The organism is Mitsuaria sp. MSU3D (assembly GCF_056867975.1).
In genome coordinates, this window is the sequence record NZ_CP200314.1 from 1,105,379 (window position 1) to 1,131,660 (window position 26,282).

At 66.9% G+C, this 26,282-nt stretch carries 30 protein-coding genes and 1 other RNA gene; 15 read left to right on the forward strand and 16 right to left on the reverse strand.

Annotated elements, in window-relative coordinates:
* Positions 1-60 precede the first annotated feature (60 nt).
* Both sugE and AC1VNM_RS05015 read left to right on the forward strand, forming a co-directional pair.
* Positions 61-381 carry a quaternary ammonium compound efflux SMR transporter SugE gene (gene sugE, locus AC1VNM_RS05010; RefSeq protein ID WP_377155488.1) on the forward strand — a complete coding sequence of 107 codons (321 nt, stop codon included), beginning with the start codon at positions 61-63 and terminating at the stop codon, positions 379-381.
* Between the two features lie 143 nt (positions 382-524).
* A complete protein-coding gene (locus AC1VNM_RS05015) occupies positions 525-845 on the forward strand; it encodes a hypothetical protein (RefSeq protein ID WP_483106084.1) in 321 nt (106 codons plus the stop codon).
* On the opposite strand, the gene AC1VNM_RS05020 is transcribed toward AC1VNM_RS05015, so the two are convergent.
* The 5 genes from AC1VNM_RS05020 to rpsU all read right to left on the reverse strand — a co-directional run bounded on the left by AC1VNM_RS05020 (position 842) and on the right by rpsU (position 4,463).
* Positions 842-2,371: a TRAP transporter large permease gene (locus tag AC1VNM_RS05020; RefSeq protein ID WP_483109243.1), complete on the reverse strand. Its 1,530-nt coding sequence runs from the start codon at positions 2,369-2,371 to the stop codon at positions 842-844. The genes AC1VNM_RS05015 and AC1VNM_RS05020 overlap by 4 nt on opposite strands.
* Positions 2,371-2,979 (reverse strand): TRAP transporter small permease subunit, encoded by a 609-nt coding sequence (locus AC1VNM_RS05025; protein WP_431103148.1) that lies wholly within the window; start codon positions 2,977-2,979, stop codon positions 2,371-2,373. The genes AC1VNM_RS05020 and AC1VNM_RS05025 overlap by 1 nt, the downstream gene beginning before the upstream one ends.
* A 278-nt stretch (positions 2,980-3,257) precedes the next feature.
* The gene (locus AC1VNM_RS05030; protein WP_377155484.1) at positions 3,258-3,599 is read right to left on the reverse strand and encodes a protein tyrosine phosphatase family protein; all 342 of its coding nucleotides are present in this window, start codon (positions 3,597-3,599) and stop codon (positions 3,258-3,260) included.
* 38 nt (positions 3,600-3,637) lie between these two features.
* Positions 3,638-4,084, reverse strand: coding sequence for a GatB/YqeY domain-containing protein (locus tag AC1VNM_RS05035; RefSeq protein WP_377155483.1), 447 nt, complete (start codon positions 4,082-4,084; stop codon positions 3,638-3,640).
* 166 nt (positions 4,085-4,250) lie between these two features.
* A complete protein-coding gene (gene rpsU / locus AC1VNM_RS05040; RefSeq protein ID WP_012346814.1) occupies positions 4,251-4,463 on the reverse strand; it encodes a 30S ribosomal protein S21 in 213 nt (70 codons plus the stop codon).
* Positions 4,464-4,921: 458 nt separating this feature from the next.
* Between rpsU and AC1VNM_RS05045 the strand changes: the two genes are divergently transcribed.
* Positions 4,922-5,941, forward strand: coding sequence for a GGDEF domain-containing protein (locus tag AC1VNM_RS05045; RefSeq protein WP_483106085.1), 1,020 nt, complete (start codon positions 4,922-4,924; stop codon positions 5,939-5,941).
* A gap of 33 nt (positions 5,942-5,974) precedes the next feature.
* Here AC1VNM_RS05045 and AC1VNM_RS05050 read toward each other — a convergent pair whose 3' ends face one another.
* The 8 genes from AC1VNM_RS05050 to AC1VNM_RS05085 all read right to left on the reverse strand — a co-directional run bounded on the left by AC1VNM_RS05050 (position 5,975) and on the right by AC1VNM_RS05085 (position 11,542).
* A complete protein-coding gene (locus AC1VNM_RS05050; RefSeq protein ID WP_483109244.1) occupies positions 5,975-6,412 on the reverse strand; it encodes an EVE domain-containing protein in 438 nt (145 codons plus the stop codon).
* A gap of 125 nt (positions 6,413-6,537) precedes the next feature.
* Positions 6,538-6,718: non-coding RNA, 6S RNA (gene ssrS / locus AC1VNM_RS05055), on the reverse strand.
* A gap of 29 nt (positions 6,719-6,747) precedes the next feature.
* On the reverse strand, positions 6,748-7,080 hold the full coding sequence (locus tag AC1VNM_RS05060) for a cell division protein ZapA (RefSeq protein WP_483106086.1): 333 nt from the start codon (positions 7,078-7,080) through the stop codon (positions 6,748-6,750).
* Complete coding sequence (locus AC1VNM_RS05065; RefSeq protein WP_377155480.1) at positions 7,077-7,331, reverse strand: cell division protein ZapB; 255 nt, start codon at positions 7,329-7,331, stop codon at positions 7,077-7,079. The genes AC1VNM_RS05060 and AC1VNM_RS05065 overlap by 4 nt, the downstream gene beginning before the upstream one ends.
* 47 nt (positions 7,332-7,378) lie before the next feature.
* Entirely contained in the window at positions 7,379-8,017 is a 639-nt protein-coding gene (nth, locus tag AC1VNM_RS05070) for an endonuclease III (RefSeq protein ID WP_483106087.1), read from the reverse strand.
* Positions 8,018-8,071: 54 nt separating this feature from the next.
* On the reverse strand, positions 8,072-8,704 hold the full coding sequence (gene rsxB, locus AC1VNM_RS05075) for an electron transport complex subunit RsxB (RefSeq protein ID WP_483109245.1): 633 nt from the start codon (positions 8,702-8,704) through the stop codon (positions 8,072-8,074).
* A gap of 62 nt (positions 8,705-8,766) precedes the next feature.
* Entirely contained in the window at positions 8,767-10,089 is a 1,323-nt protein-coding gene (locus AC1VNM_RS05080) for a polyhydroxyalkanoate depolymerase (protein WP_377155477.1), read from the reverse strand.
* A gap of 250 nt (positions 10,090-10,339) precedes the next feature.
* Entirely contained in the window at positions 10,340-11,542 is a 1,203-nt protein-coding gene (locus AC1VNM_RS05085) for an amino acid aminotransferase (protein ID WP_483106088.1), read from the reverse strand.
* A 133-nt stretch (positions 11,543-11,675) separates the two neighbouring features.
* Between AC1VNM_RS05085 and uvrB the strand changes: the two genes are divergently transcribed.
* Complete coding sequence (gene uvrB / locus AC1VNM_RS05090; RefSeq protein ID WP_377155475.1) at positions 11,676-13,841, forward strand: excinuclease ABC subunit UvrB; 2,166 nt, start codon at positions 11,676-11,678, stop codon at positions 13,839-13,841.
* Positions 13,842-13,983: 142 nt separating this feature from the next.
* On the opposite strand, the gene AC1VNM_RS05095 is transcribed toward uvrB, so the two are convergent.
* The 3 genes from AC1VNM_RS05095 to AC1VNM_RS05105 form a co-directional block, all read right to left on the reverse strand.
* On the reverse strand, positions 13,984-15,666 hold the full coding sequence (locus AC1VNM_RS05095) for a rhodanese-like domain-containing protein (protein ID WP_483106089.1): 1,683 nt from the start codon (positions 15,664-15,666) through the stop codon (positions 13,984-13,986).
* Between the two features lie 56 nt (positions 15,667-15,722).
* A complete protein-coding gene (locus AC1VNM_RS05100; protein WP_483106090.1) occupies positions 15,723-16,700 on the reverse strand; it encodes an aliphatic sulfonate ABC transporter substrate-binding protein in 978 nt (325 codons plus the stop codon).
* A gap of 123 nt (positions 16,701-16,823) precedes the next feature.
* Positions 16,824-16,988, reverse strand: a complete 165-nt coding sequence (locus AC1VNM_RS05105) for a hypothetical protein (protein WP_483106091.1) — start codon at positions 16,986-16,988, stop codon at positions 16,824-16,826.
* A 120-nt stretch (positions 16,989-17,108) separates the two neighbouring features.
* On the opposite strand from AC1VNM_RS05105, the gene AC1VNM_RS05110 reads away from it, so the two are divergent.
* The 11 genes from AC1VNM_RS05110 (at position 17,109) to rpsO (ending at position 26,157) form a co-directional block, all read left to right on the forward strand.
* Entirely contained in the window at positions 17,109-17,573 is a 465-nt protein-coding gene (locus AC1VNM_RS05110) for a low molecular weight protein-tyrosine-phosphatase (protein WP_483106092.1), read from the forward strand.
* A gap of 168 nt (positions 17,574-17,741) precedes the next feature.
* Positions 17,742-18,275: a Fe-S cluster assembly transcription factor gene (locus AC1VNM_RS05115; protein WP_067273486.1), complete on the forward strand. Its 534-nt coding sequence runs from the start codon at positions 17,742-17,744 to the stop codon at positions 18,273-18,275.
* Between the two features lie 55 nt (positions 18,276-18,330).
* Complete coding sequence (locus AC1VNM_RS05120; protein ID WP_483106093.1) at positions 18,331-19,551, forward strand: IscS subfamily cysteine desulfurase; 1,221 nt, start codon at positions 18,331-18,333, stop codon at positions 19,549-19,551.
* A 71-nt stretch (positions 19,552-19,622) separates the two neighbouring features.
* Entirely contained in the window at positions 19,623-20,039 is a 417-nt protein-coding gene (gene iscU, locus AC1VNM_RS05125) for a Fe-S cluster assembly scaffold IscU (RefSeq protein WP_377155469.1), read from the forward strand.
* Positions 20,040-20,047: 8 nt separating this feature from the next.
* Positions 20,048-20,371 carry an iron-sulfur cluster assembly protein IscA gene (gene iscA, locus AC1VNM_RS05130; RefSeq protein ID WP_377155468.1) on the forward strand — a complete coding sequence of 108 codons (324 nt, stop codon included), beginning with the start codon at positions 20,048-20,050 and terminating at the stop codon, positions 20,369-20,371.
* An 84-nt stretch (positions 20,372-20,455) separates the two neighbouring features.
* Positions 20,456-20,977 (forward strand): Fe-S protein assembly co-chaperone HscB, encoded by a 522-nt coding sequence (hscB, locus tag AC1VNM_RS05135; RefSeq protein ID WP_377155467.1) that lies wholly within the window; start codon positions 20,456-20,458, stop codon positions 20,975-20,977.
* A gap of 55 nt (positions 20,978-21,032) precedes the next feature.
* Positions 21,033-22,901 (forward strand): Fe-S protein assembly chaperone HscA, encoded by a 1,869-nt coding sequence (hscA, locus tag AC1VNM_RS05140; RefSeq protein WP_483106094.1) that lies wholly within the window; start codon positions 21,033-21,035, stop codon positions 22,899-22,901.
* Between the two features lie 58 nt (positions 22,902-22,959).
* Entirely contained in the window at positions 22,960-23,298 is a 339-nt protein-coding gene (fdx, locus tag AC1VNM_RS05145; RefSeq protein WP_067273474.1) for an ISC system 2Fe-2S type ferredoxin, read from the forward strand.
* Positions 23,299-23,310: 12 nt separating this feature from the next.
* Positions 23,311-24,369, forward strand: coding sequence for a tRNA (adenosine(37)-N6)-threonylcarbamoyltransferase complex transferase subunit TsaD (gene tsaD, locus AC1VNM_RS05150; protein ID WP_377155465.1), 1,059 nt, complete (start codon positions 23,311-23,313; stop codon positions 24,367-24,369).
* Positions 24,370-24,410: 41 nt separating this feature from the next.
* Complete coding sequence (locus AC1VNM_RS05155; protein WP_483106095.1) at positions 24,411-25,700, forward strand: branched-chain amino acid ABC transporter substrate-binding protein; 1,290 nt, start codon at positions 24,411-24,413, stop codon at positions 25,698-25,700.
* Between the two features lie 187 nt (positions 25,701-25,887).
* Positions 25,888-26,157, forward strand: coding sequence for a 30S ribosomal protein S15 (rpsO, locus tag AC1VNM_RS05160; RefSeq protein WP_067273461.1), 270 nt, complete (start codon positions 25,888-25,890; stop codon positions 26,155-26,157).
* Positions 26,158-26,282: the final 125 nt, after the last annotated feature.

Genomic DNA, 26,282 nt, shown 5'->3' on the forward strand with positions numbered 1-26,282 from the left:
CTTTAACTATCAGAACCACGAACATACAGTGGCGTCCATTCCACTTTCAAGGAGATGGCGATGGTGTGGGGCGTGTTGTTTCTGGCCGGATTGTTCGAGATCGGCTGGGCCGTCGGCCTGAAGTACACGGAAGGGTTCACACGGCCATGGCCGACGGTGGGCACCGTGGCGGCGATGGTGACGAGCGTCGTGCTGCTGGGCTGGGCGCTGAAGCATCTGCCGGTGGGGACGGCCTACGCGGTGTGGACGGGCATTGGTGCCGTCGGCACCGCGATCGCGGGCATCGCGCTGCTGGGCGAGTCGGCGTCGCCGGCGAGGCTCGCGTGCATCGGCCTGATCGCCGCGGGCATCGTCGGGCTCAAGATCGTCACGCCGCAGTAAGCCCGCCAACTGCCGCGTCGTTCGCGGTTGCCGACCGGCGCCTGATCAGTTGTCAGCAGAAGGTCCTCGGCGCCTGTTGGCTGTAGCGAGCGCAGGGCATGGCACTTGCCGACGAAGGTCATCGAAGACTTCTGGAGACTCCCATGCCCGACTTCAACGAACCCCGCGACAAGGCCTACGACCACGAGCAGGAGGCCGCCTACTGGCGCGACAACTACGCCAACCGGCCCTACATCCAGCAAGGCGACACGCATGACGACTTCGGTCCGGCGTATGCCTATGGGGCCGATGCGTTTGCCCGCTATCCGGACCGGGACTTCGAGGACTTCGAAGCCGAGCTGCATCGGGACTGGGGCAATCAGCGCCAGGGCTCGTCGCTCGAATGGGCGCGCGCCAAGCCCGCGGTGAAGGACGCCTGGGATCGCATCAAGGAGGCGTCGAACATGCCGCCCTCGACGCGCTAGGGAGTTCCTTCAGAGGCAGCGGAGGCCGGTGCGGACGCGGCCTCCGCCGGCAATCCGAACAGCGCGTTCGTGTCCGCGTTGGGATCGGTGCGCTCAATCTGGCCGGCGTCGATGCCCTGGAGCATCTCCGTCGCCTTGTCCATGTCGACCGCTTCCGCCTTGTCGAGGAACGCCGTCACCGTGACCGGGAAGAAGATGACGATGGCCACCAGGATCAGCTGCATCACCACCCAGGGGATCGAGCCCAGGTAGATATCGCTCGAAAGCACCCGCTTGGGCAGCGCGCCGTTCTTGAACAGCGTGTCCGAGATCCCTCTCAGGTAGAACAGCGCGAAGCCGAACGGCGGGTGCATGAAGCTCGTCTGCATGTTCACGCAGAGCATCACGCCGAACCACACGAGGTCGATGCCCATCTTGTCGGCGACCGGGCCTAGCAGCGGCAGGATGATGAAGGCGATCTCGAAGAAGTCGAGGAAGAACGCCAGGAAGAAGATGAAGAGGTTGACGACGATCAGGAAGCCGATCTGACCGCCGGGCAGGTTGGAGAGCAGATGCTCGATCCACTTGCCGCCTTCGACGCCCTGGAACACGAGGGAGAAGGTCCGCGACCCGATCAGGATGAACACCACCATCGCGGTGATGCGCATCGTGCCGATCATGGCGTCCTTGACCACCGGCCAGTTCAGCCGCCGGTGCGACGCCGCCAGGATGAACGCGCCGACCGCCCCCATCGCGCCGGCCTCGGTGGGCGTGCAGATCGCCTTGTCGATGCCGGGCAATCCGCCCATGGAGCCGAGCACCGCGAAGATCAGGATCGCCGACGGGATGATCCCGCGCAGGCACTTCGCCCACAGCGCCCAGCCGTCAAGGGTGCGCGCCTCCTTGGGTACGCCGGGCACATGCTCCGGCCTGAAGCGCGAGACCATGAAGGTGTACAGCGCGAAGATCAGCACTTGCAGGATCGACGGTCCCCAAGCGCCCTTGTACATGTCGCCGACGGGCTTGCCGAGCTGGTCCGCCAGCACCACCAGCACCAGGGAGGGCGGCACCAGCTGCGTGATCGTCCCCGAGGCGGCCAGCACGCCGGTGGCGTAGCGCATGTTGTAGCCGTAGCGCATCATGACCGGCAGCGAGATCATCGCCATCGCGATCACCTGACCCGCCACCGTGCCGGTGATCGCGCCCAGGATGAAGCCCACGATGATCACCGAGTAGCCCAGCCCGCCGCGCACCGGCCCGAAGAGCTGGCCCATCGAATCGAGCATGTCCTCGGCCAGGCCGCATTTCTCCAGCAACGCGCCCATCAGCGTGAAGAAGGGGATCGCGAGCAGCAGTTCGTTGGAGAGGATGCCGAAGACGTTCTGCGGCAGCGCCGACATGAACGACGGCGGGAACCAGCCCTGGCTCACCGCGAAGAAGCCGCAGGCCAGGCCCAGCGCGGCCAGCGAGAACGCCACGGGGAAGCCGATCAGCATGATGATGATCAGCCCCGCGAACATCAGCGGGGGGAATTGCTCCATCGTGATCATTGCAGCGGCCTCTCGTAGTGCGTGTCCATCTCGACGAGATGGGCCAGGTAGCCGATGCGCTTGATCACCTCCGAGATCCCCTGCAGGAACACGAGCGCGAAGCCCACCGGCAGCGTCAGCGCGGCCGGCCAGCGGATCAGCCCGCCGGCGTTGCCTGACACCTCGCCGCTGGTGAACAGCTTCCACGCATAACCGCCGTAGCCGAGCGCGGCGACGGTGTCCTCCGCGCGCATGCCAGTGGTGAGCTTCACCAGGAAGAAGTCCCACGACAGCCAGCCCGCATACCCCATCACGGGGATCAGGAAGACGATGAGTCCGAACAGGTCGACGTAGACCTTGCCGTGGCCGCGCAGCCGCGTGTAGAGGATGTCGACGCGCACATGCTCGTTGAGCCGCAGCACCTGCGCGGCGCCGCCCATCACGCAGGCGGCGAACAGGTACCACTGGATCTCAAGGAAGGCGTTGGAACTGATGTCCAGGCCGTAGCGGATCACCGCGTTCGCGGCGCTGATAAAGCACGACAGCAGGACAGCCCAGGCGGCAAGCGTGCCGAACCGGTCCGTCAGCCAGTCGATGCCCTTGGCAAATGCAAGCAGGGCTTTCATCGACGAGTCCAGGTCTCCATCTCGAACCCCGACGGGGGGGGCTCGGTTCTTGTGTATAGACGTGGACTGTAGCCAGCGGGGGCTGTCGGGAACCTGAATTCGGGAGGGGCTGCGGGAAAGCCCCGACATGCGAAGAATGGAGCGTTGATCGAGGCGACCGGGGCCCCTTTTCTCCGTGTCCCTCCTTCGACTGCCTCCCGGCAGTCGAATTCCCTCCTTGACCTCCGAAAAGGGCCCCCGGTCGCCTCGATCTGAGGCACCGAGGGGCTCTCGTCGGCTCAGAGTTGGGTAGCGGCAGCGAAGAGGCGCGTGGAGCGCGCGCCGGAGCGGCAGAACGCCAGCACCGGCTTCGGCACTTCGTCGAGCAACGCGCGCATCGCGGCGATCTCTTCCGGCGATTGATAACCGCCCTGCACCGGCAAGTGGCGATACACCAGTCCCGCGGCTTCGGCCGCGGCGCGGACCTGCTCGCTGGTTGGCTGGTCAGGGCCGTGCTCGAAATCGGGCCGGTTGTTGATCACCGACTTGAAGCCGGCTTCGGCCAGTGCAGCCATCGCCTCCGGCGTCAGCTGCGGCGCGACGCAGAAATCGGGCGTCAATTGTTGGACGGTCAGTTCCATCGCGAACTCCTGTCGTTGAGTCGAAGCGAGGAGGGCGCTCAGCCCGCCAGCGCCGCCTTCACCGCCGCCGAGACCAGGCCCATGTCGGCCTTGCCCGCCAGCTTGCCCTTCACGGCGCCCATCACCTTGCCCATGTCGGCAGGGCCCTTGGCGCCCAGCTCCGTCACGATGGCGGCGACTTCTGCCTTGATCTCGTCTTCGCTCAAGCGCTGCGGCAGGTAGACCTCCAGCACCTTCAGCTCCGCGGTTTCCTTGTCGGCCAGGTCCATGCGGCCTGCCGCCGTGAACTGGCTGATCGAGTCCTTGCGCTGCTTGATCAGCTTGTCGACGATGGCCACCAGCATCACGTCGTCCACCACGACGCGTTCGTCCACTTCCTTCTGCTTCACCGCGGCCAGCAGCAGCCGGATCGTGCCCAGGCGTTCGCTGTCCTTGGCGCGCATCGCCGTCTTCATGTCTTCGGTGATCTGTTCCTTCAGGCTCATGAGGGCTCCTTGATTCCTGGTCTCGAGGGAGATGTGGGAGATGTCGTAATGTCGCGCAGAAACAGAAAAGCCCGCGGCAGCGTCCTGCGCGGGCTTTCTGTGCTGTTCCGGCGGTGGGGATCGTCAGTGGACGGGTCCCCGGTGCCGAAGCGGTCCGATCAGGCGATCAGTACAGCTTCTTGGGCAGCTGCATGCTGCGCACGCGCTTGTAGTGACGCTTCACGGCAGCCGCCTTCTTGCGCTTGCGCTCGGCAGTCGGCTTCTCGTAGAACTCGCGGGCGCGCAGCTCGGTGAGCAGGCCCAGCTTTTCGATCGTGCGCTTGAAGCGGCGCAGGGCCACGTCGAACGGCTCGTTTTCTTTGACGCGAATGGTGGTCATGAAATTCCTTCAAATAGCGCTCGGTGTTCGCGAGGAAGGGCTTGCCTTCGAAGCGGAGTATCCGGAGTCCACTTCCGAATCGACGCGCAGGGTTTGCCAGCAAAACGAGGATTCTAGCCTTATTTTTGACCGGTGACCACTCAACTCGATGCAGCCGCGCCGCGCAGGAGACAACGTCTGGTTCCCGCCAGCGTGTCCCCTGTGAAGGCCGCATGCTCGCCGTGCAGGCGGGTGTGACATTTTCACGCCTTGTCCCCGCTGGAGCGCAGGCCCGCCTCGCTGGGCGAAGTGCATCGCTCTCGGCCCAAGCCGTGGCAAGCTAGGATGCCGCACCCCAAGCTTAGGGGGAGTGGCACCTCTGTCCTGCCATCGGCACTTGCCCCGGCGACGGACGCCCATCTACATTCGATCCACCACCATTCGACCGCGAGGGGCCTCCCCCTGGCCCGGCCCGACCCATGGAATTACAAGCCGCCGCGACGCCCGCGCCTGCCAGTTTCGATGCCTGGCTGGAATCGTTGGGAACGCCCCAGACGCCCGTTGCGGCCGGCTTGCTCAGCCTGCTGGAGCCGACCGGCGCCTGCCTGACCGTGAAGTCGATGGCGACCGGACGTTATGTCTTCGCCAGCCCGGGCATGAGCGAGCTCTTCGGTCGCCTGGAGACCGGCATCGTCGGCGCCACCGATGCCGAGCTGATGCGCGGCGACGAAGTGCAGGCGATGCGACGCTCCGAGCAGGCCACGCTCGCGCAGCGCGGCGTGGTGAGTTCCGAGCACCGGCTGGAGATCGGCGGACGCCGTCGCGAGTTCATGGTCATGCGCGTGCCGCTCGGCGCGGAGCACGTCATGGCGCTGTGGAGCGACAAGACCGAAGAGCGTCACCGCGAGACGCACCTGCAGCGCGCGCTGCAGCAACTCGAGCAGCAGCAGAAGTCGCTCGAACAGATGCGCCGCGAGTTGCAGCAGGGCAGCGGCCGCGACGAGGTCTCTGGCCTCTACATGCGCGCGCAGTTCGACGATCAACTGCTGCGCGAGATCGATCTCTCGACCCGCGAGCACCGCGAGTTCACGCTGGTGCTGATCGCGCTGGATCCGGTGGCGCCGGAGGCCGGTTTGGGCGAGGAGGCGCGTCAACGCCTGCTCGAAGGCTTGGGGCGCATGCTGCGCGCCAACACTCGCGCGATGGATGCGGCCTGCCGCATCGGCGACGACCTCTTCGCGGTGCTGTTGTCGGGCGTCGGCCTCGCGACCGCGCATGCGCGCATGGAACAGCTGCGCCGCCAGTGCCATGCCCAGATCGTCGTGCTGCATGGGCAGGACATCGGCCTGTCGTTGTCGATGGGCGTGGCGAGCTTCCCGCATACCGCCTCGCGCCAGGAGGAACTGCTGGGCGCCGCCGAGATGGCGGTCAAGGAAGCGCAGCGGCGCGGCGGCAATCAGGTCGTGCTGGCGTCGATCCCGTTCGGGATGGGCGGCTGAGGCTGCTGCTGGACCGAGCGTCGCGCTCGCCGGTCAGGCGAGCAGCTTCTGAAGGTGCTGCCATTCCGACGGCGTCACCGGCGTGATCGACAGCCGGTTGCCCGGCTGCAGGGTGCGCATGCCGGCAAGCGCGGGATCGTGCTTCATCTCCGCCAGGCTCAACAACCGGGTCTTGCGCACGAAGCGCACATCGACGTGCTGCCAGCGCGGTTCCTCGCGCCTGGCCTTCGCATCGAAATAGTGACTCTCGGGATCGAACTGGGTCTCGTCCGGATAGGCCGTGCTGCTGACCTCGGCGAACCCGGCGATGCCCGGCTCTGGACAGGACGAGTGATAGAACAGCACGCCGTCGCCGATGCGCATCTGGTCGCGCATGAAGTTGCGTGCCTGGTAGTTGCGGACGCCGGTCCACGGAAGTTCACCGGCGGCCTGCAGATGGTCGATCGAGGCCTCATCCGGTTCGGACTTCATCAGCCAGTACTGCCGGGAATCGTGCGATGCGGTGCTCAAGGCGGAACCCTCATGGCGATGGCCGATCAAGCTCGACCATGAAAAAACCGCGCGTGACGGAACGATCAGGCGCGGTTTCGGGAAGGGGTGTCCACGGCGAACCGTGAGCCGCATTCCTGAACCCTAGGGGTACAGGTGGGCGAGGTCAGCAGGGCTTCGGGTTCATCTGACGCGAGACGCTCACACCAGCTCTGCAATGTTCCAAGCCCTTGCTCGCGAAAGCATCGGTTCAAGGAAATATAAAACTCACGCGAACGCAGTGGACAGCATGGATTCTACGCGCCGCGACTCCGCGTTCACAGCAGTTGCCCGTCTTGGACAAGGGCTTCATCGAGCCGCTTCATCAGCGTTTCAAGATCGGGTACGGTGGTGCCGCGCGCGTCACCGGCGATTGCATCCGTTGCATCGCCCGGCGCCACCGCCGATGCGTTCGATTCGGTGAGCGAATAAGCGAGGTTCAGGGCCGCCAGCACCGCGATCCGTTCGCGTGCCTTGATGCGACCCGCGTCACGGATCGCACACATTTCCTTGTCGACACGCGCCACTGCCTTCTGCAACGCGGCTTCGCCGCCTTCCGGGCAGCCGAGCAAATAGCTCTGGCCCATGATCGTGACTTCCATTTGCTTCATGCGCCCGTCTTTCGAGAATCTGAGGGTTCAGTGCCGTCGCCGCTCTCCAGCAGATCGGCCGCCTCCAGCGGGAGACGATCCAGCAGGGCGTCGACGCGCGCGCGCGCCGCGGCCAGTCTGGAGCGCAGGCTGTCGCGCTCCAGGGTGAGCGCCTGGACCTGTTGCTCGAGCAAGCCGTTCGTGCGTTTGAGTTCCTCGTGACGCACCAGCAGGCGCTCGACGCGGTCGACTAGGTCGTTGATGCTGGACATGGCTTCCCTGACGGATGAACGCGCGGATTGTAGGGGGCGGGGTTCGCTCAGCGCGCCGCAGCCATCGGGGCGCTGTCACATTGCGCGACGACGGCGCAGCGTTCGCACAGCGGTCGACGTGCCTGGCAGACGTAGCGGCCATGAAGGATCAGCCAGTGGTGCGCGTCGACCAGGAATTCCTCCGGCACGCGTTGAAGCAATTGCTGTTCGACTTCCAGCACGTTCTTGCCGGGCGCGAGGCCGGTGCGATTGCCGACGCGAAAGATGTGCGTATCCACGGCCATCGTCGCTTCGCCGAAGGCGACGTTGAGCACCACGTTCGCCGTCTTGCGACCGACGCCGGGCAAGGATTCGAGCGCCTCGCGGCTTTGCGGCACGGCGCCGCCGTACTTCTCGACCAGGATGCCGCAGGTCGCGTAGAGGTTCTTCGCCTTGGTCTTGTAAAGGCCGATCGTCTTGATGTATTCGGCGAGCCGTTCCTCGCCCAGGTCCAGGATCTTCTGCGGCGTGTTGGCGACGACGAACAGCCGTCTCGTCGCCTTGTTGACGCCGACATCGGTGGCCTGCGCGGACAGCAGCACCGCGGCGAGCAGTTCGAAGACGCTGGCATATTCCAGTTCGGTCTGCGGCGACGGATTGGCGCGGCGGAGGATCTCGAAGAATTCGCGGACTTGCGTTTGATTCATGGCGAGCGGGAAACGGCTGGCGATGGGCGGGGCGGGATCGAAGAGAGGCAGCGTTCAGGCGCCGCGCTTGGCACGGGCCCGCGCGAGCGCGGCCTCGATGACGGCGCGCTTGCGGTCGATCTGTGCCGCGTCGGTGAGCCGCGTTTCCTCTTCGAGGTGATCGAGCTTGTGCTGCGCCTTGGTTTCGAGGCGCGCATCGTGCTCATGCTGGTCGCGCGTGACACGGATCTCGTGCCAACGGTAGCGCTCGCGAGCGCGCTCGGCCTGCGGCGCGCTCCATGCAGCCCAACCGCTTCGCCCCGGCGTGACGTCCGCCAGCGAGATGCAGTCGACGGGGCAGACCGGGATACACAGTTCGCATCCGGTGCAGTCCGCGTCGATGACGACATGCATCTGCTTGTTGGTTCCGATGATCGCGTCGACTGGACAGGCCTTGATGCACAAGGTGCAGCCGATGCACCAGCCTTCGTCGATGACGGCAAGCCGGCGAGGTCCCTCGATACCGTGGTCCGGATTGAGGGGCGACGGTTCGCGAGCGGTCAGCGCGGCCAGGCGCGCGATGCCTTCGGCGCCGCCGGGGGGGCACTGGTTGATCGCCGCCTCGCCGCTCGCCATCGCGTGGGCGTAGGAGTGGCAGTCGGGACAGCCGCAGCGCGTGCATTGCGTCTGCGGCAGGGCCAGGTTCAGCCGTTCGACGAAGTCGTCGAACGCGGAGGAGGTCGGTTCAGCGGAGGCGGCAGCGGCGGGATTCACTCGGTCGGCTTGCGCGGCCGGCGGGCCGCAGCCGGACGGGCGGCAGCACGCTTGGTCGCGGCGGGCTGGTGCAACGGGGCCGCATCGTACTTCGCAATGAAGTCGCGGATCACCGGATAGACCTTCTCGCGCCAGCGGCGGCCCGAGAAGATGCCGTAGTGGCCGGCACCGACCGCGTCGTAATGGGCCTGGTTCTTCGCGTCGATGCCGCTGCACAGCTCGTGCGCCGCCTTGGTCTGGCCGGCGCCGGAGATGTCGTCCAGTTCGCCTTCAACCGTGAGCAGTGCGGTCTGGGTGATGTCCTGCGGGCGCACCAGGTCGCCGCCCACTTCCCACGTCCCGTTCACCAGTGCGAAGTCCTGGAACACTGTCTTGATCGTGTCCAGGTAGTACTCGGCCGGCATGTCCAGCACGGCGTTGTACTCGTCGTAGAAGCGGCGGTGGGCGTCGACGTTGTCGTCGTCGCCGCGGACCAGGTCGAGGAAGTAGTCGTAGTGCGAGCTCAGGTGGCGGTCCGGATTCATCGCCACGAAGCCGGTGTGCTGCAGGAAGCCCGGGTAGACCTCGCGGCCGGCGCCCGGGAAGTTGGTCGGAACGCGGTAGATCACGTTGTTCTCGAACCAGCTGTAGCTCTTGTTCATCGCCAGGTTGTTGACGGCCGTCGGGCTGCGGCGGGCGTCGATCGGACCGCCCATCATCGTCATCGAGCGCGGGGTTGTCTCGCCCTTGGAGGCCATCAGCGAGATCGCCGCGAGCACCGGCACCGTCGGCTGACAGACCGAGATCACATGGCAGTCCTCGCCGACGTGGCGGATGAAATCCTGGACGTAGTAGATGTAGTCGTCAAGGTGGAAGGCGCCAGCCGCGAGCGGCACCATGCGGGCGTCGGTCCAGTCGGTGATGAAGACCTTGTGGTCCTTCAGCAGCTGCTTGACGGTGTCGCGCAGCAGCGTGCTGTGGTGGCCTGACAGCGGTGCGACGACCAGCACGGTCGGTTGCGCCTTCATCTTCGCCAGCACGGCCTGGTCGTCGGTGTAGCGCTTGAACCGGAGCAGACGGCAGAACGGCTGCTCCAGCGCCACCAGTTCCTGCACGGCGACGTCGACACCGTCGACTTCGACGCTGTTGATCTCGAACTCCGGCTTCTCGTACTCCTTGGCCAGCCGGTGCATCAGGTCGAGGCCCGCGGACATCCGGTGCGACAACGGCGTATGGGCGAAAGGCGACAGCGGGTGGCTGTACAGCTTGGCCGTGGCGCTGGCGAATTCGGAGAACGGGCTCAGCAGCGCGCGTTGGGTTTCATAAAGCTGGTAGAGCATCTGGCGGACCTCTGGAGGGGGGAGTGAGGCGAAGGCTGGCACCCGTTGTGCAATGCAGCAATTCTAGTGCCCGGCTTCTTGCAGTGTGTGTCGCCGGTGCGCCGAGCAAGGCGGGAGGAGGGACTTCGAACCGACGCATTTCGCCATAAATGCGCAGGGCCGGCCCGCTTGCGGCGGGTCCGGCCCTGTGTTCGGAGGCTGATCGTGCGATCAGCGCATCGAAGTGTGGTGTCGGAGAGGAGCCCGGAGGTCAGGCCTTCTTCACGGCGGCGATCGCGGTGGCGACCGGCTTCAGGTTCTTGCTGTTCAGCGCGGCGACGCAGATGCGACCCGAATCGACGCCATAGACGCCAAACTCGGAACGCAGGCGCTGCATCTGCTCGGCGCTCAGGCCGCTGTAGCTGAACATGCCCTTCTGACGGGTGACGTAGCTCAGGTCGTCGGTGATGCCGGCGGCCTTGAGCTCGGTGACGAGCGCCTCGCGCATCTGCTTGATGCGCACGCGCATGCCGGCCAGTTCCTCTTCCCACTGGGCCCGCAGCGTCGGGGTCGACAGCACGGCCGCCACGACCTGGGCGCCGTGCGTCGGCGGGTTGGAGTAGTTCGTCCGGATGACGATCTTCAGCTGGCTCAGGACCTTGACCGTTTCCTCGGCCGAGGCGCAGACCACGCTCAGTGCGCCGACGCGCTCGCCATAGAGCGAGAAGCTCTTGGAAAAACTCGTCGACACGAAGAAGTCCAGGCCCGCGGCCAGGAATTGCTGGATTACGGCGCCGTCCTCGGCGATGCCTTCGCCGAAGCCCTGGTAGGCCATGTCCAGGAAGGCGACCAGGTTCTTCGCCTTGACCACTTCGACGACCTGGCTCCACTGCGCGGGCGTCAGGTCGTAGCCGGTCGGGTTGTGACAGCAGGCGTGCAGGACGACGACCGTGCCGGCCGGCGCGGCGTTGAGCGCCGACAGCATGCCGTCGAAGTTGATGCCGCGGTTGGCGGCGTCATAGTAGGGGTAGGTGTCGACCGGGAAGCCGGCGTTGGTGAACAGCGCGCGGTGGTTTTCCCAGGAGGGGTCGGAGATCAGGACCTTCGCGTCCGGGTTCAGCCGCTTGAGGAAGTCGGCGCCGATCTTCAGACCGCCGGTGCCCCCGATGGCCTGGACCGTCGCGACGCGCTTGCTCTTGAGCACCTCGCTGTCGGCGCCGAAGACCAGGCCCTGCACCGCCAGGTCATAGGCGGCGATGCCGTCGATGGGCAGATAGCCGCGCGGCTTGGGCGCGGCCTGCATCTGCGCTTCCGCCGCGGCCACGCAGGCCAGCAGCGGCAGCTTGCCGTTGTCGTCGTAGTAGACGCCGACGCCCAGGTTGACCTTGTCGGGATTCGGGTCGGCGTTGAATTGCTCGTTCAGACCCAGGATGGGGTCGCGAGGGGCCATGGCGACGGCGGCGAACAAGGACATGGAGGCTTTCCTGACAAACGGTGGAGAGGACTGCGCTACGCTGTCGCGTCCTGACGCCCGAGGCGCCTCCTGAGCGTCCAGCGAAGCCCGCCGATTGTAGGCAGGGAACATGCGTTGCCCCTGGGAAACCCTGATGAGTCGATCCTCCGCCGCCAAGCCTGAAACTCCCGTCGCCAAGGGGGAGAGCCCCGCCTCGCCAGAGGTGGACACCGCCGGCGCGGGCGAGTCGCCGAAGGGCGAATTCGTCTCTTTCGAAGGCTCTCCCTTCCAGCTGTTCCAGCCGTACCCGCCCGCGGGCGACCAGCCGACGGCGATCCAGCAACTCGTGGACGGCGTCAACGACGGCGAAAGCTTCCAGACGCTGCTGGGCGTGACAGGCTCAGGCAAGACCTTCACGATGGCCAACACGATCGCGCGGCTCGGACGCCCGGCCATCGTCTTTGCGCCCAACAAGACGCTCGCGGCGCAGCTGTACAGCGAGTTCCGCGAGTTCTTCCCGAAGAACGCGGTCGAGTACTTCGTCAGCTACTACGACTACTACCAGCCCGAGGCCTACGTTCCGCAGCGCGACCTGTTCATCGAGAAGGACAGTGCGATCAACGAGCAGATCGAGCAGTTGCGGCTGTCCTGCACCAAGAGCCTGCTGGAACGGCGCGACGTGGTGATCGTGGCGTCGGTGTCGGCGATCTACGGCATCGGCAACCCGAGCGATTACCACCAGATGGTGATGACGCTGCGGGTCGGCGACAAGGTCGGTCAGCGCGACGTGATCCAGCAGCTGGCGCGCATGCAGTACACGCGCAACGAGATGGAATTCACCCGCGGCCACTTCCGCGTGCGCGGCGACACGATCGACGTGTTCCCGGCCGAGCACTCGGAGCTGGCGCTGCGGATCGAGCTCTTCGACGACGAAGTCGAGGGCCTGGTGCTTTTCGATCCGCTGACCGGACAGATCCGGCAGAAGATCCCGCGCTTCACGGTCTATCCCTCGAGCCATTACGTGACACCGCGCGACCGCGTGGTCGCCGCGATCGAGACGATCAAGGAGGAACTGCGCGAGCGCGTCGCCTTCTTCATCAAGGAAGGCAAGCTCGTCGAGGCCCAGCGGCTGGAGCAGCGCACGCGGTTCGACCTGGAGATGCTCCAGGAGGTCGGCCACTGCAAGGGCATCGAGAACTACACGCGTCATCTGTCGCAGGCCGCGCCGGGCGATCCGCCGCCGACGCTGGTGGACTACCTGCCGCCCGACGCGCTGATGTTCCTCGACGAGAGCCACGTGCTGATCGGCCAGTTCGGCGGCATGTACAACGGTGACCGGGCGCGCAAGAGCACGCTGGTCGAGTACGGTTTCAGATTGCCGTCGGCGATGGACAACCGGCCGCTGAAGTTCGAGGAGTACGAGCGCAAGATGCGCCAGGCCATCTTCGTCAGCGCGACGCCGGGTGACTATGAGAAGCGCCAGGCCGGCAACGTCGTCGAGCAACTGGTGCGTCCGACGGGGCTGGTGGATCCGATCGTCGAGGTGAGACCGGCCGTGCATCAGGTCGACGATGTCCTGCAGGAGATCCGCGACCGGGTGGAGATCAAGGAACGCGTGCTGATCACGACGCTGACCAAGCGCATGGCCGAGCAACTGACCGAGTACCTCAGCGACAACGGCGTGAAGGTGCGTTACCTGCACTCGGACATCGATACCGTCGAGCGGGTGGAGATCCTGCGCGACTTGCGGCTCGGGACCTTCGATGTGCTGGTGGGGATCAACCTGCTGCGCGAAGGCCTGGACATCCCCGAGGTGTCGCTGGTGGCGATCCTGGATGCGGACAAGGAAGGTTTCCTGCGCGCGGAACGCAGCCTGATCCAGACCATCGGGCGGGCCGCCCGGAACGTGAATGGCAAGGCGATCCTGTATGCGGATCGCATGACCGAGTCGATGAAGAAGGCGATCGGGGAGACCGAGCGCCGGCGCGCCAAACAGATCGAGTTCAACGAGGCCAACGGCATCACGCCGCGCGGCGTGGTCAAGCGCATCCGCGACCTGATCGAGGGCGTCTACAGCGACAAGCCGGGCCGCGACGACGCCAAGGTGATCCACGACGCCGCTGAAGTCGAGGCCCTGAGTGAAAAGGACCTGAGCAAGCGCATCACGCAGCTGGAGAAGCAGATGCTGGAGCACGCGCGCAACCTGGAGTTCGAGAAGGCCGCGCGGCTGCGCGACCAGCTCTCGCAACTCAAGGAGCAGGCGTTCGGCGCGGCCGTGCACGACAACGTCGTACCAATCACGGCCGGCAAGGGGAAGTAGGCCGCTTCTGGTCGAGGCTCCCCGACTTCGCGTGGCCGAGCGCGGGCACTCCACGGGGCAGGGGGCGCCCCTCCAGGGACCCCCAGCCCCATTCCGGCCCCAGTGGGAACTGGGGACTGCGAGTCCGGTGGTGCGGGCTGCGTCAGTTCTCGATGACGCGGAAGAAGTGCGTCCCGTCGCGGTCGAGCTGCGCGATCAGTCCGAACTCCCAGTCGAGGTAGGCCTGCATTGCGTCGCGCGGGTGATTCGTGCCCTCGTAAGGGCGCCGATAACGGTCGTCGCGCGGGAAGGCCAGGCGCGGATTGGCGGACTCGATCGGCAGGCCGGCGTCATACCAGGCCGTCGTGCCGCCTTCGAGCACCAGCAGTTCGCGCCCCTCTGAAGCCAGTTCGGCCGCGAGGTCGGCGGCGACGAAACGCGGGAGCACACCCAGGTTGCCCGTGAGCACGACGCGACGTGCCGGCGGGATCACCGTCCGAAGCGCATCAGCGAGCCGCGCCCTTGGGCTCCACCACGCGCCGGGGATGTGACGGACGATGTAGGTGATGCTCGGCGCCACGTCGACGACGACCGTATCCGGCTGCTCCCGATCCGCCTCCTCGGCGCGCCAGCGGGCGAGCTCGGCGGGCGTCACGGTCGCGACCGTCGGCGAGAGCGGCTGCGGCGGCAGGTCAGGGCCGGTCTCGGTGTGGGCGGTGGCGTCGGGCGGCAGCACGGCGACCTCCCACCCCATCTGCGCCAGCCAGGCCGCGGCCATCGGCGCGCGGACGCCGTCGTCGTCGGCCAGCACGATGCGCGCGCCACGCACCGGCACATGGTGGTCCGTCTCCTGGACGAGCTGCCCGCCGGGCGCGTTGCGGAAACCGGGGCGGTGGCCGCGGCCGTATTCGGCGGCGCTACGGACATCGAATCGATAGGTCGACCGTCGTGCATCGGCCAGCCATTCCGCGAGAAAGGAGGCATCGATGCGTTGCACGTGAGCCCGGCGGGCGAGGGCGGCCGCCCCTTCTCTCGCGGCGGACAGATCGCCGACCGGCACGTCCTCGTGCGAGCGTCCCTGGCCCTGCGCGAGCGTGAGGCCGGCGAGCGTCCATCCGATGGTCCCGTTGCGGAGCGCGGCGACAGGATTCGGCACGCCGGCGTCGATCAGCGACTGCGCGCCGATGAGGCTGCGAGTGCGGCCGGCGCAGTGCACGACGATCGTCGTCGACGGATCGGGCGCGAGGTCGCGCGCGCGCCGCACCAGTTCGCCGCCAGGCGTGCTGATCGAGCCCGGCAGGCTCATCGTGCGGTACTCGTCGAAGCGGCGGGCATCCAGCAGCACGATGTTGTCTCGACGCGCGAGCCGTTCCTGGACTTCCTCCGCCGGCAGTGATGGCGTGTGCCGGCGCGCTTCGACGAGCTCGCCGAAGGCCTTGCTCGGAACGTTGACGTCGCGGAAGAGCTCCAGGCCGTCGTCGCGCCAGGCGGACAGGCCACCCGCGAGCAGGGCGACATCCGTGTAGCCCAGCGACTGCAGCTTGCGCGCCGATGGCGCGGCGACGCCTTCGCCGTCGTCGTAGACGACGATGGGCACGTCGCGGCGGGGCAGGCGACCCCAGGCGTCGAGCTCCAGCCGCGAGGCCGCGAGATTGGCGGCCCACAGCGGATGGGCTTCGGCGTAGGCGGCCTCTTCGCGGACGTCGAGCAGGGCGATCTCCACGCGCGCGAGCAGCGCGGCGCGGACGTCGGCGGGCGTGCGGGTCGGCAGCGGCGCGGGGTGCTTCGGGGCCGGCGGACGGGGCAGCCCTTGGGCGGTTCCCGTGTCGGAGTTCAGGACGGACATGGCGATGCTCCTTGCGATCGGACCGGGGCGGTGCGGGTCGGGTGACGGGGCGGTGTTCAAGCCGGGCGCCACACGGGCGATTCCTGGACCGCGATGCGGCGGGGCAGGATCTGCGCACCGCTGAAGGCGTCGGCGATGCGCTGTTGCTCGGACAGGGACTCCGGGTCGACCGGGCGGACCGCATAGCTGCGGCGCTCGTTCGCGGCGGCGACGATCGAAGCGTCCAGGCCAAGCACCGGCGCATGCCATTCGGCCGCGGCGGCGGGGTTCTTCTTCACCCACTCGCCGGCACGCTGAAGTTCGTCGTAGACGCGCTGGAGAACCTCGGGATTCTGTTGCGCGAACGAGGTGGCCGCCAGGTAGAAGCGCCGGTAGGCGGCGATGCGGGTGCCGTCGACCAGGATGCGCGCGCCCGACTGGCGCTGTACGGCGGCCAGGAACGGATCCCAGACGACCCAGGCGGCGATGGCGCCGTTCTCGAAGGCCGAGCGGCCGTCGGCGGGGTTGAGGTAGGCGGGCTCGATGTCGCGGATCGACAGGCCGGCCTGGCTCAGCGCTTCCAGCAGCAGGTAGTGCGCGCCGGCGCCCTTGGCGAAGCCGATCTTCCTGCCCTTCAACTGGGCGACGCTGGTGATCGGCGAATCCTTGCGGACCACGATGGCCTGCGCGGTGGGCGAGGGCGTCTCGATCGCGTAATAGGTGAGCTTGGCCCCGGCGGCGAGCGCGAACGGCGGGACGGCGTCGGCCACGTCCGCGCTGAGGTCGAGCGCGCCGATATTGAGCGCTTCCAGCAGCGGCAGGCCGGAGGTGAATTCATGCCAGCTCACGGCGACCTGCTGCGGCGCGAGCGCCTTCTCGAGGATGCCGCGAGACTTCAGGAACAGCGTCAGCGTGCTGGACTTCTGGTAGCCGATGCGCAGGGTCCTGGCCTCGGCCGCGCGGACCGGGAGCGCGGGGAGGGCCGCCGCCCCCGCGAGGGCGGCGGTTTGTGCCAGCCATTGGCGGCGGGAGGTCTGGAAGCGCAGGGAAACCATGGCAGCGTGCTCGAGATCGAGCGTGAAACAGGGGAACGCCGCAGGCTACGGATCCAGGCCGGGGATCGGAAGGAAGCAAAGCGAGGATCGATAAACGCGCTCTGCTCAAGCGCGTTCGGGATGTCAGCCCGCCCGCGGATCGTCACGCTGAGGCGTGGTGCCGGAAGCCGGGGAGGGGGCGGCTTCCTCTTTTAGCGCCCACTCCAGTAGCGCGGCCGTCTTCTCGTCGCCGAGGTCGATCAGCTGCAGGCGAGCGGCGCGGACGGTTTCGATTTGCGTGAGGTTCATGGCAGGGCTCCAGGGTGGGTGTGATGGGTCGATGAGCAAATTCTGGTCCCATGTGACGGTCCTGCCGATCGCGGATCTGCCGAATGGCAATCGGCGGCGCCGGCGCCACAATGCCGGCCCATGCCTGCCGAGCTCTCCATCCTCTTTATCTGCACGGGAAACATTTGCCGCTCGCCGACGGCCGAAGGCGTGCTCCGTCACCAATTGCTGGAGATGGGGCTGGCGGACCGCGTCCACGTCGACTCCGCCGGCGTGCAGGGCTGGCATGCCGGCGAAGCCCCGGATGAACGCTCCCAAGACCACGCCCGAAAAAGGGGCTATGAGCTCTGCGATCAACGGGCGCGCGCGCTTCGCACCGACGATTTCGAGCGCTTCGACCTGCTGGTCGCCATGGATGGCGGCCATCTGCGCGAGCTCCGACGCCGCTGCCCTGCTGCGCTGCAGCACAAGATTTCCCTGCTGCCCGGGGAGATCGAGGTACCAGATCCGTATTACGGCGGTGCCGACGGCTTCGAGCAGGTGCTCGATCTGCTGGAGTCAGGCTGCGGTCGTCTGGCGCAAATCGCAGCCAGTCGACTGGCCTGAAAAGGCCCCCTCGACCCCTGTCCGGGGTAACCCGAGCAAGCTTCCTCTTAATTGAGTAAAATGGTCGGACTTAGCGGGGGTTAACCCTGCTCCGTGAGTCGACCCGGCGTCAGCCGAGCCGCCGCCTCCATGTCCTGTAGCCCGACAAGGGCGCCAAGGAGAAGTTCGATGCGTCTCACCACCAAAGGTCGTTTTGCCGTCACCGCGATGATCGATCTGGCCCTGCGCGAAAACGGCGGGCCCGTCGCGCTGGCGGCGATCAGCCAGCGCCAGCAGATCTCGTTGTCCTATCTCGAACAGCTGTTCGGCAAGCTCCGCCGCCACCAGCTGGTCGAATCCACCCGCGGTCCTGGCGGCGGTTATTCGCTGGGCCGCCGCTCCGATGAGATCACCGTCGCCGACATCATCGTCGCCGTCGACGAACCCATTGACGCGACCGGTTGTGGTGGCAAGGAAAACTGCATGGGCGACGACACCGGCCGCTGCATCACGCACGACCTGTGGACGGCGCTCAACAACAAGATGATCGAATACCTCGACTCGGTCACGCTGCGCAAGCTCGTCGACGACCAGCTCGCCAAGGGCGTCACCGTCGAGGAAGCGCCGATCAAGCGCGCCATCTCGAGCACTCCCGTCGTCAAGCCCATCCGCATCACCGCGCCGAATTCCGTGTTCGCGCTCGGCAATGCAATGAGCAAGTGATCCCGGCCCTCCGGTCCACGTCAACCATTCAGTAGTCGATAAGAAGAACGTTCCCATGGACATGACCCCGCACTTCCCCATCTACATGGACTACGGCGCCACCACGCCGGTGGACCCGCGCGTCGTCGACGCGATGATTCCGTGGCTGCGCGAGCACTTCGGCAATCCGGCGTCGCGCAGTCACGCGTGGGGCTGGGAGGCGGAAGAAGCCGTGGAGAAGGCGCGCGTCGAAGTCGCGAAGCTGATCGGCGCGGACCCGCGCGAGATCGTCTGGACCTCCGGCGCGACCGAGTCGAACAACCTCGCCATCAAGGGCGCGGCGAACTTCTACCAGTCGCGCGGCAAGCACCTGATCACGATCAAGACCGAGCACAAGGCCGTGCTCGACACGACGCGTGAACTGGAGCGCCAGGGCTTCGAGGTCACCTACCTCGACGTCCAGGAAGACGGCCTGATCGACCTCGACGTGCTGAGGGCGGCCATCCGCCCGGACACGATCCTGATCTCGGTGATGTTCGTGAACAACGAGATCGGCGTGATCCAGGACATCCCGACCATCGGCGCGCTGTGCCGCGAGAAGGGCATCGTCTTCCATGTCGACGCCGCGCAGGCCACCGGCAAGGTGGAGATCGACCTGGCGACGCTGCCCGTCGACCTGATGAGCCTGGCTTCGCACAAGTCCTACGGCCCCAAGGGCATCGGCGCGTTGTACGTGCGTCGCAAGCCGCGCGTGCGCCTGGAAGCGCAGATGCATGGCGGCGGTCATGAGCGCGGTCTGCGTTCGGGCACGCTGCCGACGCATCAGATCGTCGGCATGGGCGAAGCCTTCCGCATCGCCCGCGAGGAAATGGCCACCGAGCTGCCCCGCATCAAGGCGCTGCAGCAGCGCCTGCTGGACGGCCTGAAGGACATCGAGCAGGTGTTCATCAACGGCGACCTGACCCGCCGCGTGCCCCACAACGTCAACGCCTCGTTCAACTACGTCGAGGGCGAGTCGCTGATCATGGGCATCAAGGGCATCGCCGTGTCGTCGGGCTCGGCCTGCACGTCGGCGAGCCTGGAACCCAGCTACGTGCTGCGCGCGCTGGGCCGCAGCGACGAACTGGCGCACTCCTCGCTGCGCATGACGATCGGCCGTTTCACGACCGAAGAGGAAATCGATTACGCCGTCTCGCTGCTGAAGGACCGGGTCGCCAAGCTGCGCGAACTGTCCCCGCTGTGGGACATGTTCAAGGAAGGCGTCGATATCAGCAGCATTCAATGGGCCGCGCATTGAGCGCCCCTCATTGATAGCGGCGGATTGATCGCCATCTGATCATTACGAACAAGGTTGTTGGAGAACACGACATGGCATACAGCGACAAGGTCATCGACCACTACGAAAATCCCCGCAACGTGGGCGGCTTCGACAAGGGCGACGAATCCGTCGGCACCGGCATGGTCGGCGCGCCGGCCTGCGGCGACGTGATGAAGCTCCAGATCAAGGTCAATCCCGCGACCGGCCTGATCGAGGACGCCAAGTTCAAGACCTACGGCTGCGGCTCGGCGATCGCGTCGAGCTCGCTGGTCACCGAGTGGGTCAAGGGCAAGACGCTGGACCAGGCGCTGTCCATCAAGAACAACCAGATCGCGGAAGAACTGGCCCTGCCGCCGGTGAAGATCCACTGCTCGATCCTGGCCGAGGATGCCATCAAGGCCGCCGTGGACGACTACCGCGCCAAGCACGGTTCGAACGCCGAGGCGGGCGCCACCGCCACCGCCTGAGGTCAGCGATGTCCGTCACCCTGACCGAAGCCGCCGCCCGGCACGTCACGCGCTACATCGCCAAGCGCGGCCGTGGCGTGGGCGTGCGCCTGGGCGTGAAGACCACCGGCTGCTCGGGCCTGGCCTACAAGCTGGAGTACGCGGACGAGGTGACCCCCGAGGACGTGATCTTCGAGGGCCATGGCGTGAAGGTGCTGATCGACCCGAAGAGCCTGCCGTACCTGGACGGCACCGAGCTGGACTTCGTCCGCGAGGGCCTGAACGAGGGCTTCAAGTTCCGCAACCCTCGCGAAAAGGACCGCTGCGGCTGCGGCGAGTCTTTCCGCGTCTGAGTTCGCAAGCGAAGAGAGGCGCGGCCACGGTGCCGCGCTTTTTTGTTCGTGCGATTGATTCGGCTTCGCGCCGAGCGTGAGTTCATGAAACTCGACGACGACGACTTCATCCTGTTCGGCTTGCCGCAGCGCTTCGCGCAAGACGGCGCCGAGATCGCCGAGCGCTGGAAGGCGCTCGCGGCCAAGGTGCATCCGGACCGCTTCGCCGCCGACGGCGCGGCGTCGCAGCGTCTGGCGATGCAATGGGCGCTGCGCGTCAACGAGGCGCACCAGCGCCTGCGCGATCCGCTCAAGCGCGCTTCCTACCTTTGCGAACTGCGCGGCGCGCCGATCCAGGCCAACGAGAACACCCGCATGCCCGCGGCCTTCCTGATGGAGCAGATGGAGTGGCGCGAGTCGCTCGACGAGGCGAAGACGCCCGACGCGATCCTGGCCATCGACAAGCAGGTCGCGGACCGCGAACGGGCACTGCTGGCGCAGGCCGGCCGCCAGCTCGATGACGAGGACAACGCCGCCGGCGCCGCCGAATCGGTGCGCGCGCTGATGTTCCTGACGCGTTTCCGCTCGGACATCGACCATCGACTGGATGCGCTCGAGCCTTCCTGAACCCGGCATCCGATTCGACATTCGATTCGACCTTCGAAGAACAAGACAACACACCATGGCCCTGCTGCAAATCTCCGAACCCGGCGCGTCGCCCGATCCCCATCAGCGTCGCATCGCGGTGGGCATCGACCTCGGCACGACGCATTCGCTGGTGGCGGCGATGCGCCACGGCGTCGCCGAGTGCCTGCCGGACGAGCAGGGTCGCGTGATCCTGCCGTCGGCCGTGCGCGTGATGCCGGAAGGCCGCCGCCAGTTCGGTTACGAGGCGCTCGCCGCGCAGGCTGAGGATCCGGAGAACACCATCGTCTCGGTGAAGCGCTTCATGGGGCGCCGGCTCGACGACATCGCCAACCGCGACAAGCTCCCCTACCGCTTCGAGGACACGCCCGGCATGCTGAGCGTGGCCACGCGCGAGGGCCTGAAGTCGCCGGTCGAAATCAGCGCCGAGATCCTCGCCACGCTGCGCCAGCGCGCCGAGGACACGTTCAACGACGACCTGTTCGGTGCCGTCATCACGGTGCCCGCGTACTTCGACGACGCGCAGCGCCAGGCGACCAAGGATGCGGCCCAGTTGGCGGGCCTGAACGTGCTGCGTCTGATCAACGAGCCCACCGCCGCCGCGATCGCCTACGGGCTCGACAACGGCAGCGAAGGGCTCTACGCTGTCTACGACCTGGGTGGCGGCACCTTCGACATCTCGCTGCTGCGCCTGACGAAGGGCGTCTTCGAAGTGGTGGCCACCGGCGGCGACGCGCAACTTGGCGGCGACGACTTCGATCGCCTGCTGGCCGACTGGGCGCTGGCGCAGGCGGGCTTGAGCGTCAGCAGCGCGGCGGACAAGCGCCGCGTACTCGTCGCCGCGCGTGAGGCCAAGGAAGCGTTGACCGATCACGAGCGCGTGACGCTGAGCGCCGCGCTGGATGCCGGCGCGCTGAGCGTCGAGGTCTCGCGCGGTCAGTTCGACGAGCTGGCCCAGCCGCTGGTCAACAAGACACTGCTGGCCGTGCGACGCGTGCTGCGCGACGCCAAGGTCACCGCGGATGAGGTCCAGGGCACGGTGATGGTCGGCGGCTCGACGCGCATGCCGATCGTGCGTCGCGTCGTCGGCGAGCTGTTCGGTCGCGAAGTCCTGACCAATCTGAATCCGGACGAGGTCGTTGCGCTCGGCGCTTCCGTGCAGGCCAACCAGTTGGCCGGCAACAGCGCCGATGGCGAGATCCTGCTGCTGGACGTGATTCCGCTGTCGCTCGGTCTGGAGACGATGGGCGGCCTGGTCGAACGCATCATCGAGCGCAATGCCACGATCCCCGTGGCGAAGGCGCAGGACTTCACCACCTTCAAGGACGGCCAGACCGCGCTGGCGGTGCACGTGCTGCAGGGCGAGCGCGAGCTGGTGAGCGAATGCCGCTCGCTGGCGCGTTTCGAGCTGCGCGGCATTCCGCCGATGGTCGCCGGCGCCGCCCGCATCCGCGTGACCTTCCAGGTCGACGCTGACGGCCTGCTGAGCGTCTCCGCGCGCGAGCTGGGCTCGGGCGTCGAGGCGGCGGTGCAGGTCAAGCCGAGCTACGGGCTCTCCGACGATCAGATCGCGACGATGTTGCGCGAGGGCTTCGCGAGTGCCGAGGGCGACATGGTCGCCCGCAAGCTGCGCGAGGCGCGCGTCGGGGCCGAGCGGATGATCCTCGCGACCCAGTCCGCGCTGCGCGCCGACGGCGACCTGCTCAGCGACGCCGAGCGCGCCGAGATCGCCGCGCTGCAGACGGACCTGCTCGCCAAGGCGCAGGCCGACGATGCGGTCGCGAACGCCGATGCGATCGATGCCGCCGTCGAGGCGCTGGCCAAGGGCACCGAGGCCTTCGCCGCCGCGCGCATGAACCGCGGCATCCAGCAGGCCCTGACCGGCCGCAGCATCGATCAGGTCTGACCGCAAGCCGACGCCCAGCCGGACAAGCTCAGCTCGCCAGCCTCAAGGACACCTCCCCATGCCTGTCATCAAGATCCTTCCCCATCCCGAATACGCGCCCGAGGGCAAGTCGATCGAGGCCCCCTCGGGCACGACGATCTGCGAGGCGATGCTCGACAACCACATCGACATCGAACACGCCTGCGACCAGGTCTGCGCCTGCACGACCTGCCACGTGATCGTGCGCGAGGGCTTCGCGTCCCTGTCCGAGATGGAGGAGAACGAGGAAGACATGCTGGACCGCGCCTGGGGGCTGGAGCCCAACTCGCGCCTGTCCTGCCAAGCCATCCTGTCCAACAAGGACGTGACGGTCGAGATCCCCAAGTACTCGATCAACCACGCCAAAGAGAACCATTGAGCGTCTGAGCCCATGCGCGTCCTCGGCATCGAATCCTCTTGCGACGAAACCGGCGTGGCGCTGGTCGACGCGTCCGGCGACGGCGTGCCGACGCTGCTCGCCCATGCGCTGCACAGTCAGATCACGATGCACCAGGCCTACGGCGGCGTCGTGCCCGAGCTGGCCTCGCGTGACCATATCCGCCGTGTGCTGCCATTGACGCGCGAAGTTCTTGCGAGCGCCGGCCTGTCGCTGGCGGATGTCGACGTCGTCGCGTACACGCAAGGTCCCGGCCTGGCTGGCGCGCTGCTGGTCGGTGCGGGCGTTGCCGCCTCGCTGGGCGTCGCGCTGGATCGGCCGGTGATGGGCATCCATCACCTCGAGGGGCACCTACTGTCGCCGTTCCTCTCGGCGGACCCGCCGGAGTTCCCGTTCGTCGCGCTGCTGGTGTCCGGGGGGCACACGCAACTGATGCGCGTCGACGACGTCGGCAGCTACGAGCTGCTCGGCGAGACCATCGACGACGCCGCCGGCGAAGCCTTCGACAAGTCGGCCAAGCTGCTCGGGCTGCCGTATCCCGGTGGTCCCCATCTGTCGAAGCTGGCGGAGCAGGGGAATCCGGAAGCCTTCGCGCTGCCGCGCCCGCTCATGCACAGTGGCAAGCCGGACTTCAGCTTTGCCGGCTTGAAGACGGCGGTGCTGACGCAAGTCCGCAAGCTCGAGGCGCAGCCCGGCGGCATCACCGAGTCGCAGCGGGCCGATCTCGCGGCCTCGACGCAGGCCGCCATCGTGGAGGTGCTGGTCAAGAAGGCGTTGCTGGCGCTGAAGGAGACCGGCCTGAAGCGCCTGGTCGTGGCAGGCGGCGTCGGCGCGAACAGGCGCTTGCGAGAGCAACTGGATGCAGCCTGCGAGAAGCGCCGCGTGCGCGTCCACTATCCCGAGCTGCACCTGTGCACGGACAACGGCGCCATGATCGCCCTCGCGGCGGGACTGCGTCTGCAGCGCGACATGGCGAACCTGACGCGCGATGGTGGCTTCGAGGTCAAGCCGCGCTGGGACCTGTCGCAACTCGCCAGCCCGGCGCAGCTGTGATGCGCTGGACGAGCAGGGCGGCGGTCGCGCTGACCGCTGCGATGTCTGCCGCTTTCGCGCTTGCCGCAGGTGTCGTGCTCGCTCAAGTGGCCCCGGCCGCCGCCGTCCCGACTGTCCCGGTGACGCCTGCCGCTCCGATCCGGCTCGCCTTGATCGAGGGGCTCTCCGGGCCGCTCGGCAACGGCGGCGAGGCTGTCTTCCGCAATCTCATCTGGGCGACCGAGCGCGTCAACGCGCGTGGTGGTGTGAAGCTGCCGGGCGGCGCGCGCCGTCTGGAGATCGTGCGCTTCGACAGCAAGGGCTCCGTCGAGGAGTCGCTGTCGATGCTGCGCGCGGCGACGGACCAGGGTATCCCGGTGGTCCTCCAGGGCAACAGCTCGGCCGTTGCGAGCGCGCTGATCGGCGCGCTCGACAAGCACAACACCCGTGAGCCCGACCGCCGCGCGTTGTTCCTCAACTATGCGGCCGTCGACCCTGCGCTGACCGGTGCGCAGTGCAGCTTCTGGCACTTCCGTTTTGACGCCCATACCGACATGCGGCTGGCTGCGCTGGTCGAGGTGATCGCCCAGGATCGGAATCTCAAGCGGCTCTACCTGATCGGGCAGGACTACAGCTTCGGCCAACACCTGCGAGAGCAGGCGAGGGCGATGCTGGCGCAGCGTCGTCCGGACCTGCAGATCGTCGGCGATGAACTCCACCCGCTCGGCCGCGTGAAGGACTTTCTTCCGTACGCGACGAAGATCCGCGCCAGTGGCGCCCAGGCCGTGCTCACCGGCAACTGGGGCAACGACCTGACGCTGCTGATCAAGGCGGCCAAGGACATCGGCCTCGATGCACGCTTCTACACGTTCTACGGCAACGCGCTGGGGGTGCCCGGCGTGCTGGGCGAGGCGGGCGTCGACCGCGTGCTGGCGGTGGCGGAGTGGCATCCGAACGTCGGCACCGTGGACTCGGAGCGCTTCTATGCGACCTTCCGCCAGCGCTTCCCGAAGCCGGAGCACGACTACCTCCATGCGCGCATGCAGCTGATGGTCGAGATGCTGGCCGCTGCGATGGAGAAGGCCGGCAGCACCGATCCGAAGGCGGTCGCGCTGGCGCTGGAAGGTTTGAGGCTCGATGGTCGGCCGCTCGGCGTGGCTCACCAGGGCTGGATGCGGCCGTCGGATCACCAGCTCCAGCAGCCGCTCTACGTCAGCGTCATGCGCCGCGCCGGCGAAGCCGGCACGCCCCACGACAACGAGGGGTCCGGCTACGGCTTCCGCACGCTGCGCTTCCTCGATGCGGCGCAGGCGGAACAGCCTTCCAGCTGCCGGATGAAGCGGCCCTACTGAAAGGTATGGTTTGCGGCTATACTCCCCGGCTGTCCTGTCAGGTTCATCCTGGCGACGGCAATCAGCACGACACGGGTCGGTTTCACCTGTGATCGCAAGTCCAACCTCGGAAACCGTCTGCGCACCTGACGCCTTCACTGGCCATGCCGGCGGACCTTCCGAATCATTCCGGAACAAGGAACGCATCATGTCCAGCTTCGACCAAAACAAGGCCGAGATCGTCAAGGCCAACGCGCGCAGCGCCAACGACACCGGCTCGCCGGAAGTGCAAGTCGCCCTGCTGACCGCGCGCATCAACGAGCTGACCCCCCACTTCAAGCTGCACGCCAAGGACCACCACGGCCGCCGCGGCCTGCTGAAGATGGTCAACGCGCGCAAGAGCCTGCTGTCCTACCTGAAGAAGAAGGACGCCGACCGCTACACCGCCCTGATCCAGAAGCTGGGTCTGCGCAAGTAATCGGCGCATGAAAGCAAAGAGCCTGATTGGTCTGACTCCAACAGGCTCTTTGTCGTTTCTGCGTGCCGTCGGCCGGAGTGTTCCGGCAGGCGGCCTGACCGGTCCGCGGACCGGTCGGACAACGG

What these genes read in the sequence shown, in the direction of transcription:
- AC1VNM_RS05095 (WP_483106089.1), bottom strand. Translation starts at nt 15,666, where the DNA reads ATGTCCGTCCTGAACTCCGACACGGGAACCGCCCAAGGGCTGCCCCGT.
- iscU (WP_377155469.1), top strand. Translation starts at nt 19,623, where the DNA reads ATGGCATACAGCGACAAGGTCATCGACCACTACGAAAATCCCCGCAAC.
- hscB (WP_377155467.1), top strand. Translation starts at nt 20,456, where the DNA reads ATGAAACTCGACGACGACGACTTCATCCTGTTCGGCTTGCCGCAGCGC.
- rpsO (WP_067273461.1), top strand. Translation starts at nt 25,888, where the DNA reads ATGTCCAGCTTCGACCAAAACAAGGCCGAGATCGTCAAGGCCAACGCG.
- AC1VNM_RS05110 (WP_483106092.1), top strand. Translation starts at nt 17,109, where the DNA reads ATGCCTGCCGAGCTCTCCATCCTCTTTATCTGCACGGGAAACATTTGC.
- rpsU (WP_012346814.1), bottom strand. Translation starts at nt 4,463, where the DNA reads ATGACCACCATTCGCGTCAAAGAAAACGAGCCGTTCGACGTGGCCCTG.
- iscA (WP_377155468.1), top strand. Translation starts at nt 20,048, where the DNA reads ATGTCCGTCACCCTGACCGAAGCCGCCGCCCGGCACGTCACGCGCTAC.
- AC1VNM_RS05015 (WP_483106084.1), top strand. Translation starts at nt 525, where the DNA reads ATGCCCGACTTCAACGAACCCCGCGACAAGGCCTACGACCACGAGCAG.
- AC1VNM_RS05120 (WP_483106093.1), top strand. Translation starts at nt 18,331, where the DNA reads ATGGACATGACCCCGCACTTCCCCATCTACATGGACTACGGCGCCACC.
- AC1VNM_RS05060 (WP_483106086.1), bottom strand. Translation starts at nt 7,080, where the DNA reads ATGAAGCAAATGGAAGTCACGATCATGGGCCAGAGCTATTTGCTCGGC.
- sugE (WP_377155488.1), top strand. Translation starts at nt 61, where the DNA reads ATGGTGTGGGGCGTGTTGTTTCTGGCCGGATTGTTCGAGATCGGCTGG.
- hscA (WP_483106094.1), top strand. Translation starts at nt 21,033, where the DNA reads ATGGCCCTGCTGCAAATCTCCGAACCCGGCGCGTCGCCCGATCCCCAT.
- AC1VNM_RS05105 (WP_483106091.1), bottom strand. Translation starts at nt 16,988, where the DNA reads ATGAACCTCACGCAAATCGAAACCGTCCGCGCCGCTCGCCTGCAGCTG.
- fdx (WP_067273474.1), top strand. Translation starts at nt 22,960, where the DNA reads ATGCCTGTCATCAAGATCCTTCCCCATCCCGAATACGCGCCCGAGGGC.
- AC1VNM_RS05045 (WP_483106085.1), top strand. Translation starts at nt 4,922, where the DNA reads ATGGAATTACAAGCCGCCGCGACGCCCGCGCCTGCCAGTTTCGATGCC.
- AC1VNM_RS05155 (WP_483106095.1), top strand. Translation starts at nt 24,411, where the DNA reads ATGTCTGCCGCTTTCGCGCTTGCCGCAGGTGTCGTGCTCGCTCAAGTG.
- AC1VNM_RS05100 (WP_483106090.1), bottom strand. Translation starts at nt 16,700, where the DNA reads ATGGTTTCCCTGCGCTTCCAGACCTCCCGCCGCCAATGGCTGGCACAA.
- uvrB (WP_377155475.1), top strand. Translation starts at nt 11,676, where the DNA reads ATGAGTCGATCCTCCGCCGCCAAGCCTGAAACTCCCGTCGCCAAGGGG.
- AC1VNM_RS05025 (WP_431103148.1), bottom strand. Translation starts at nt 2,979, where the DNA reads ATGAAAGCCCTGCTTGCATTTGCCAAGGGCATCGACTGGCTGACGGAC.
- nth (WP_483106087.1), bottom strand. Translation starts at nt 8,017, where the DNA reads ATGAATCAAACGCAAGTCCGCGAATTCTTCGAGATCCTCCGCCGCGCC.
- AC1VNM_RS05050 (WP_483109244.1), bottom strand. Translation starts at nt 6,412, where the DNA reads ATGAAGTCCGAACCGGATGAGGCCTCGATCGACCATCTGCAGGCCGCC.
- AC1VNM_RS05115 (WP_067273486.1), top strand. Translation starts at nt 17,742, where the DNA reads ATGCGTCTCACCACCAAAGGTCGTTTTGCCGTCACCGCGATGATCGAT.
- AC1VNM_RS05065 (WP_377155480.1), bottom strand. Translation starts at nt 7,331, where the DNA reads ATGTCCAGCATCAACGACCTAGTCGACCGCGTCGAGCGCCTGCTGGTG.
- tsaD (WP_377155465.1), top strand. Translation starts at nt 23,311, where the DNA reads ATGCGCGTCCTCGGCATCGAATCCTCTTGCGACGAAACCGGCGTGGCG.
- AC1VNM_RS05035 (WP_377155483.1), bottom strand. Translation starts at nt 4,084, where the DNA reads ATGAGCCTGAAGGAACAGATCACCGAAGACATGAAGACGGCGATGCGC.
- AC1VNM_RS05085 (WP_483106088.1), bottom strand. Translation starts at nt 11,542, where the DNA reads ATGTCCTTGTTCGCCGCCGTCGCCATGGCCCCTCGCGACCCCATCCTG.
- AC1VNM_RS05080 (WP_377155477.1), bottom strand. Translation starts at nt 10,089, where the DNA reads ATGCTCTACCAGCTTTATGAAACCCAACGCGCGCTGCTGAGCCCGTTC.
- AC1VNM_RS05030 (WP_377155484.1), bottom strand. Translation starts at nt 3,599, where the DNA reads ATGGAACTGACCGTCCAACAATTGACGCCCGATTTCTGCGTCGCGCCG.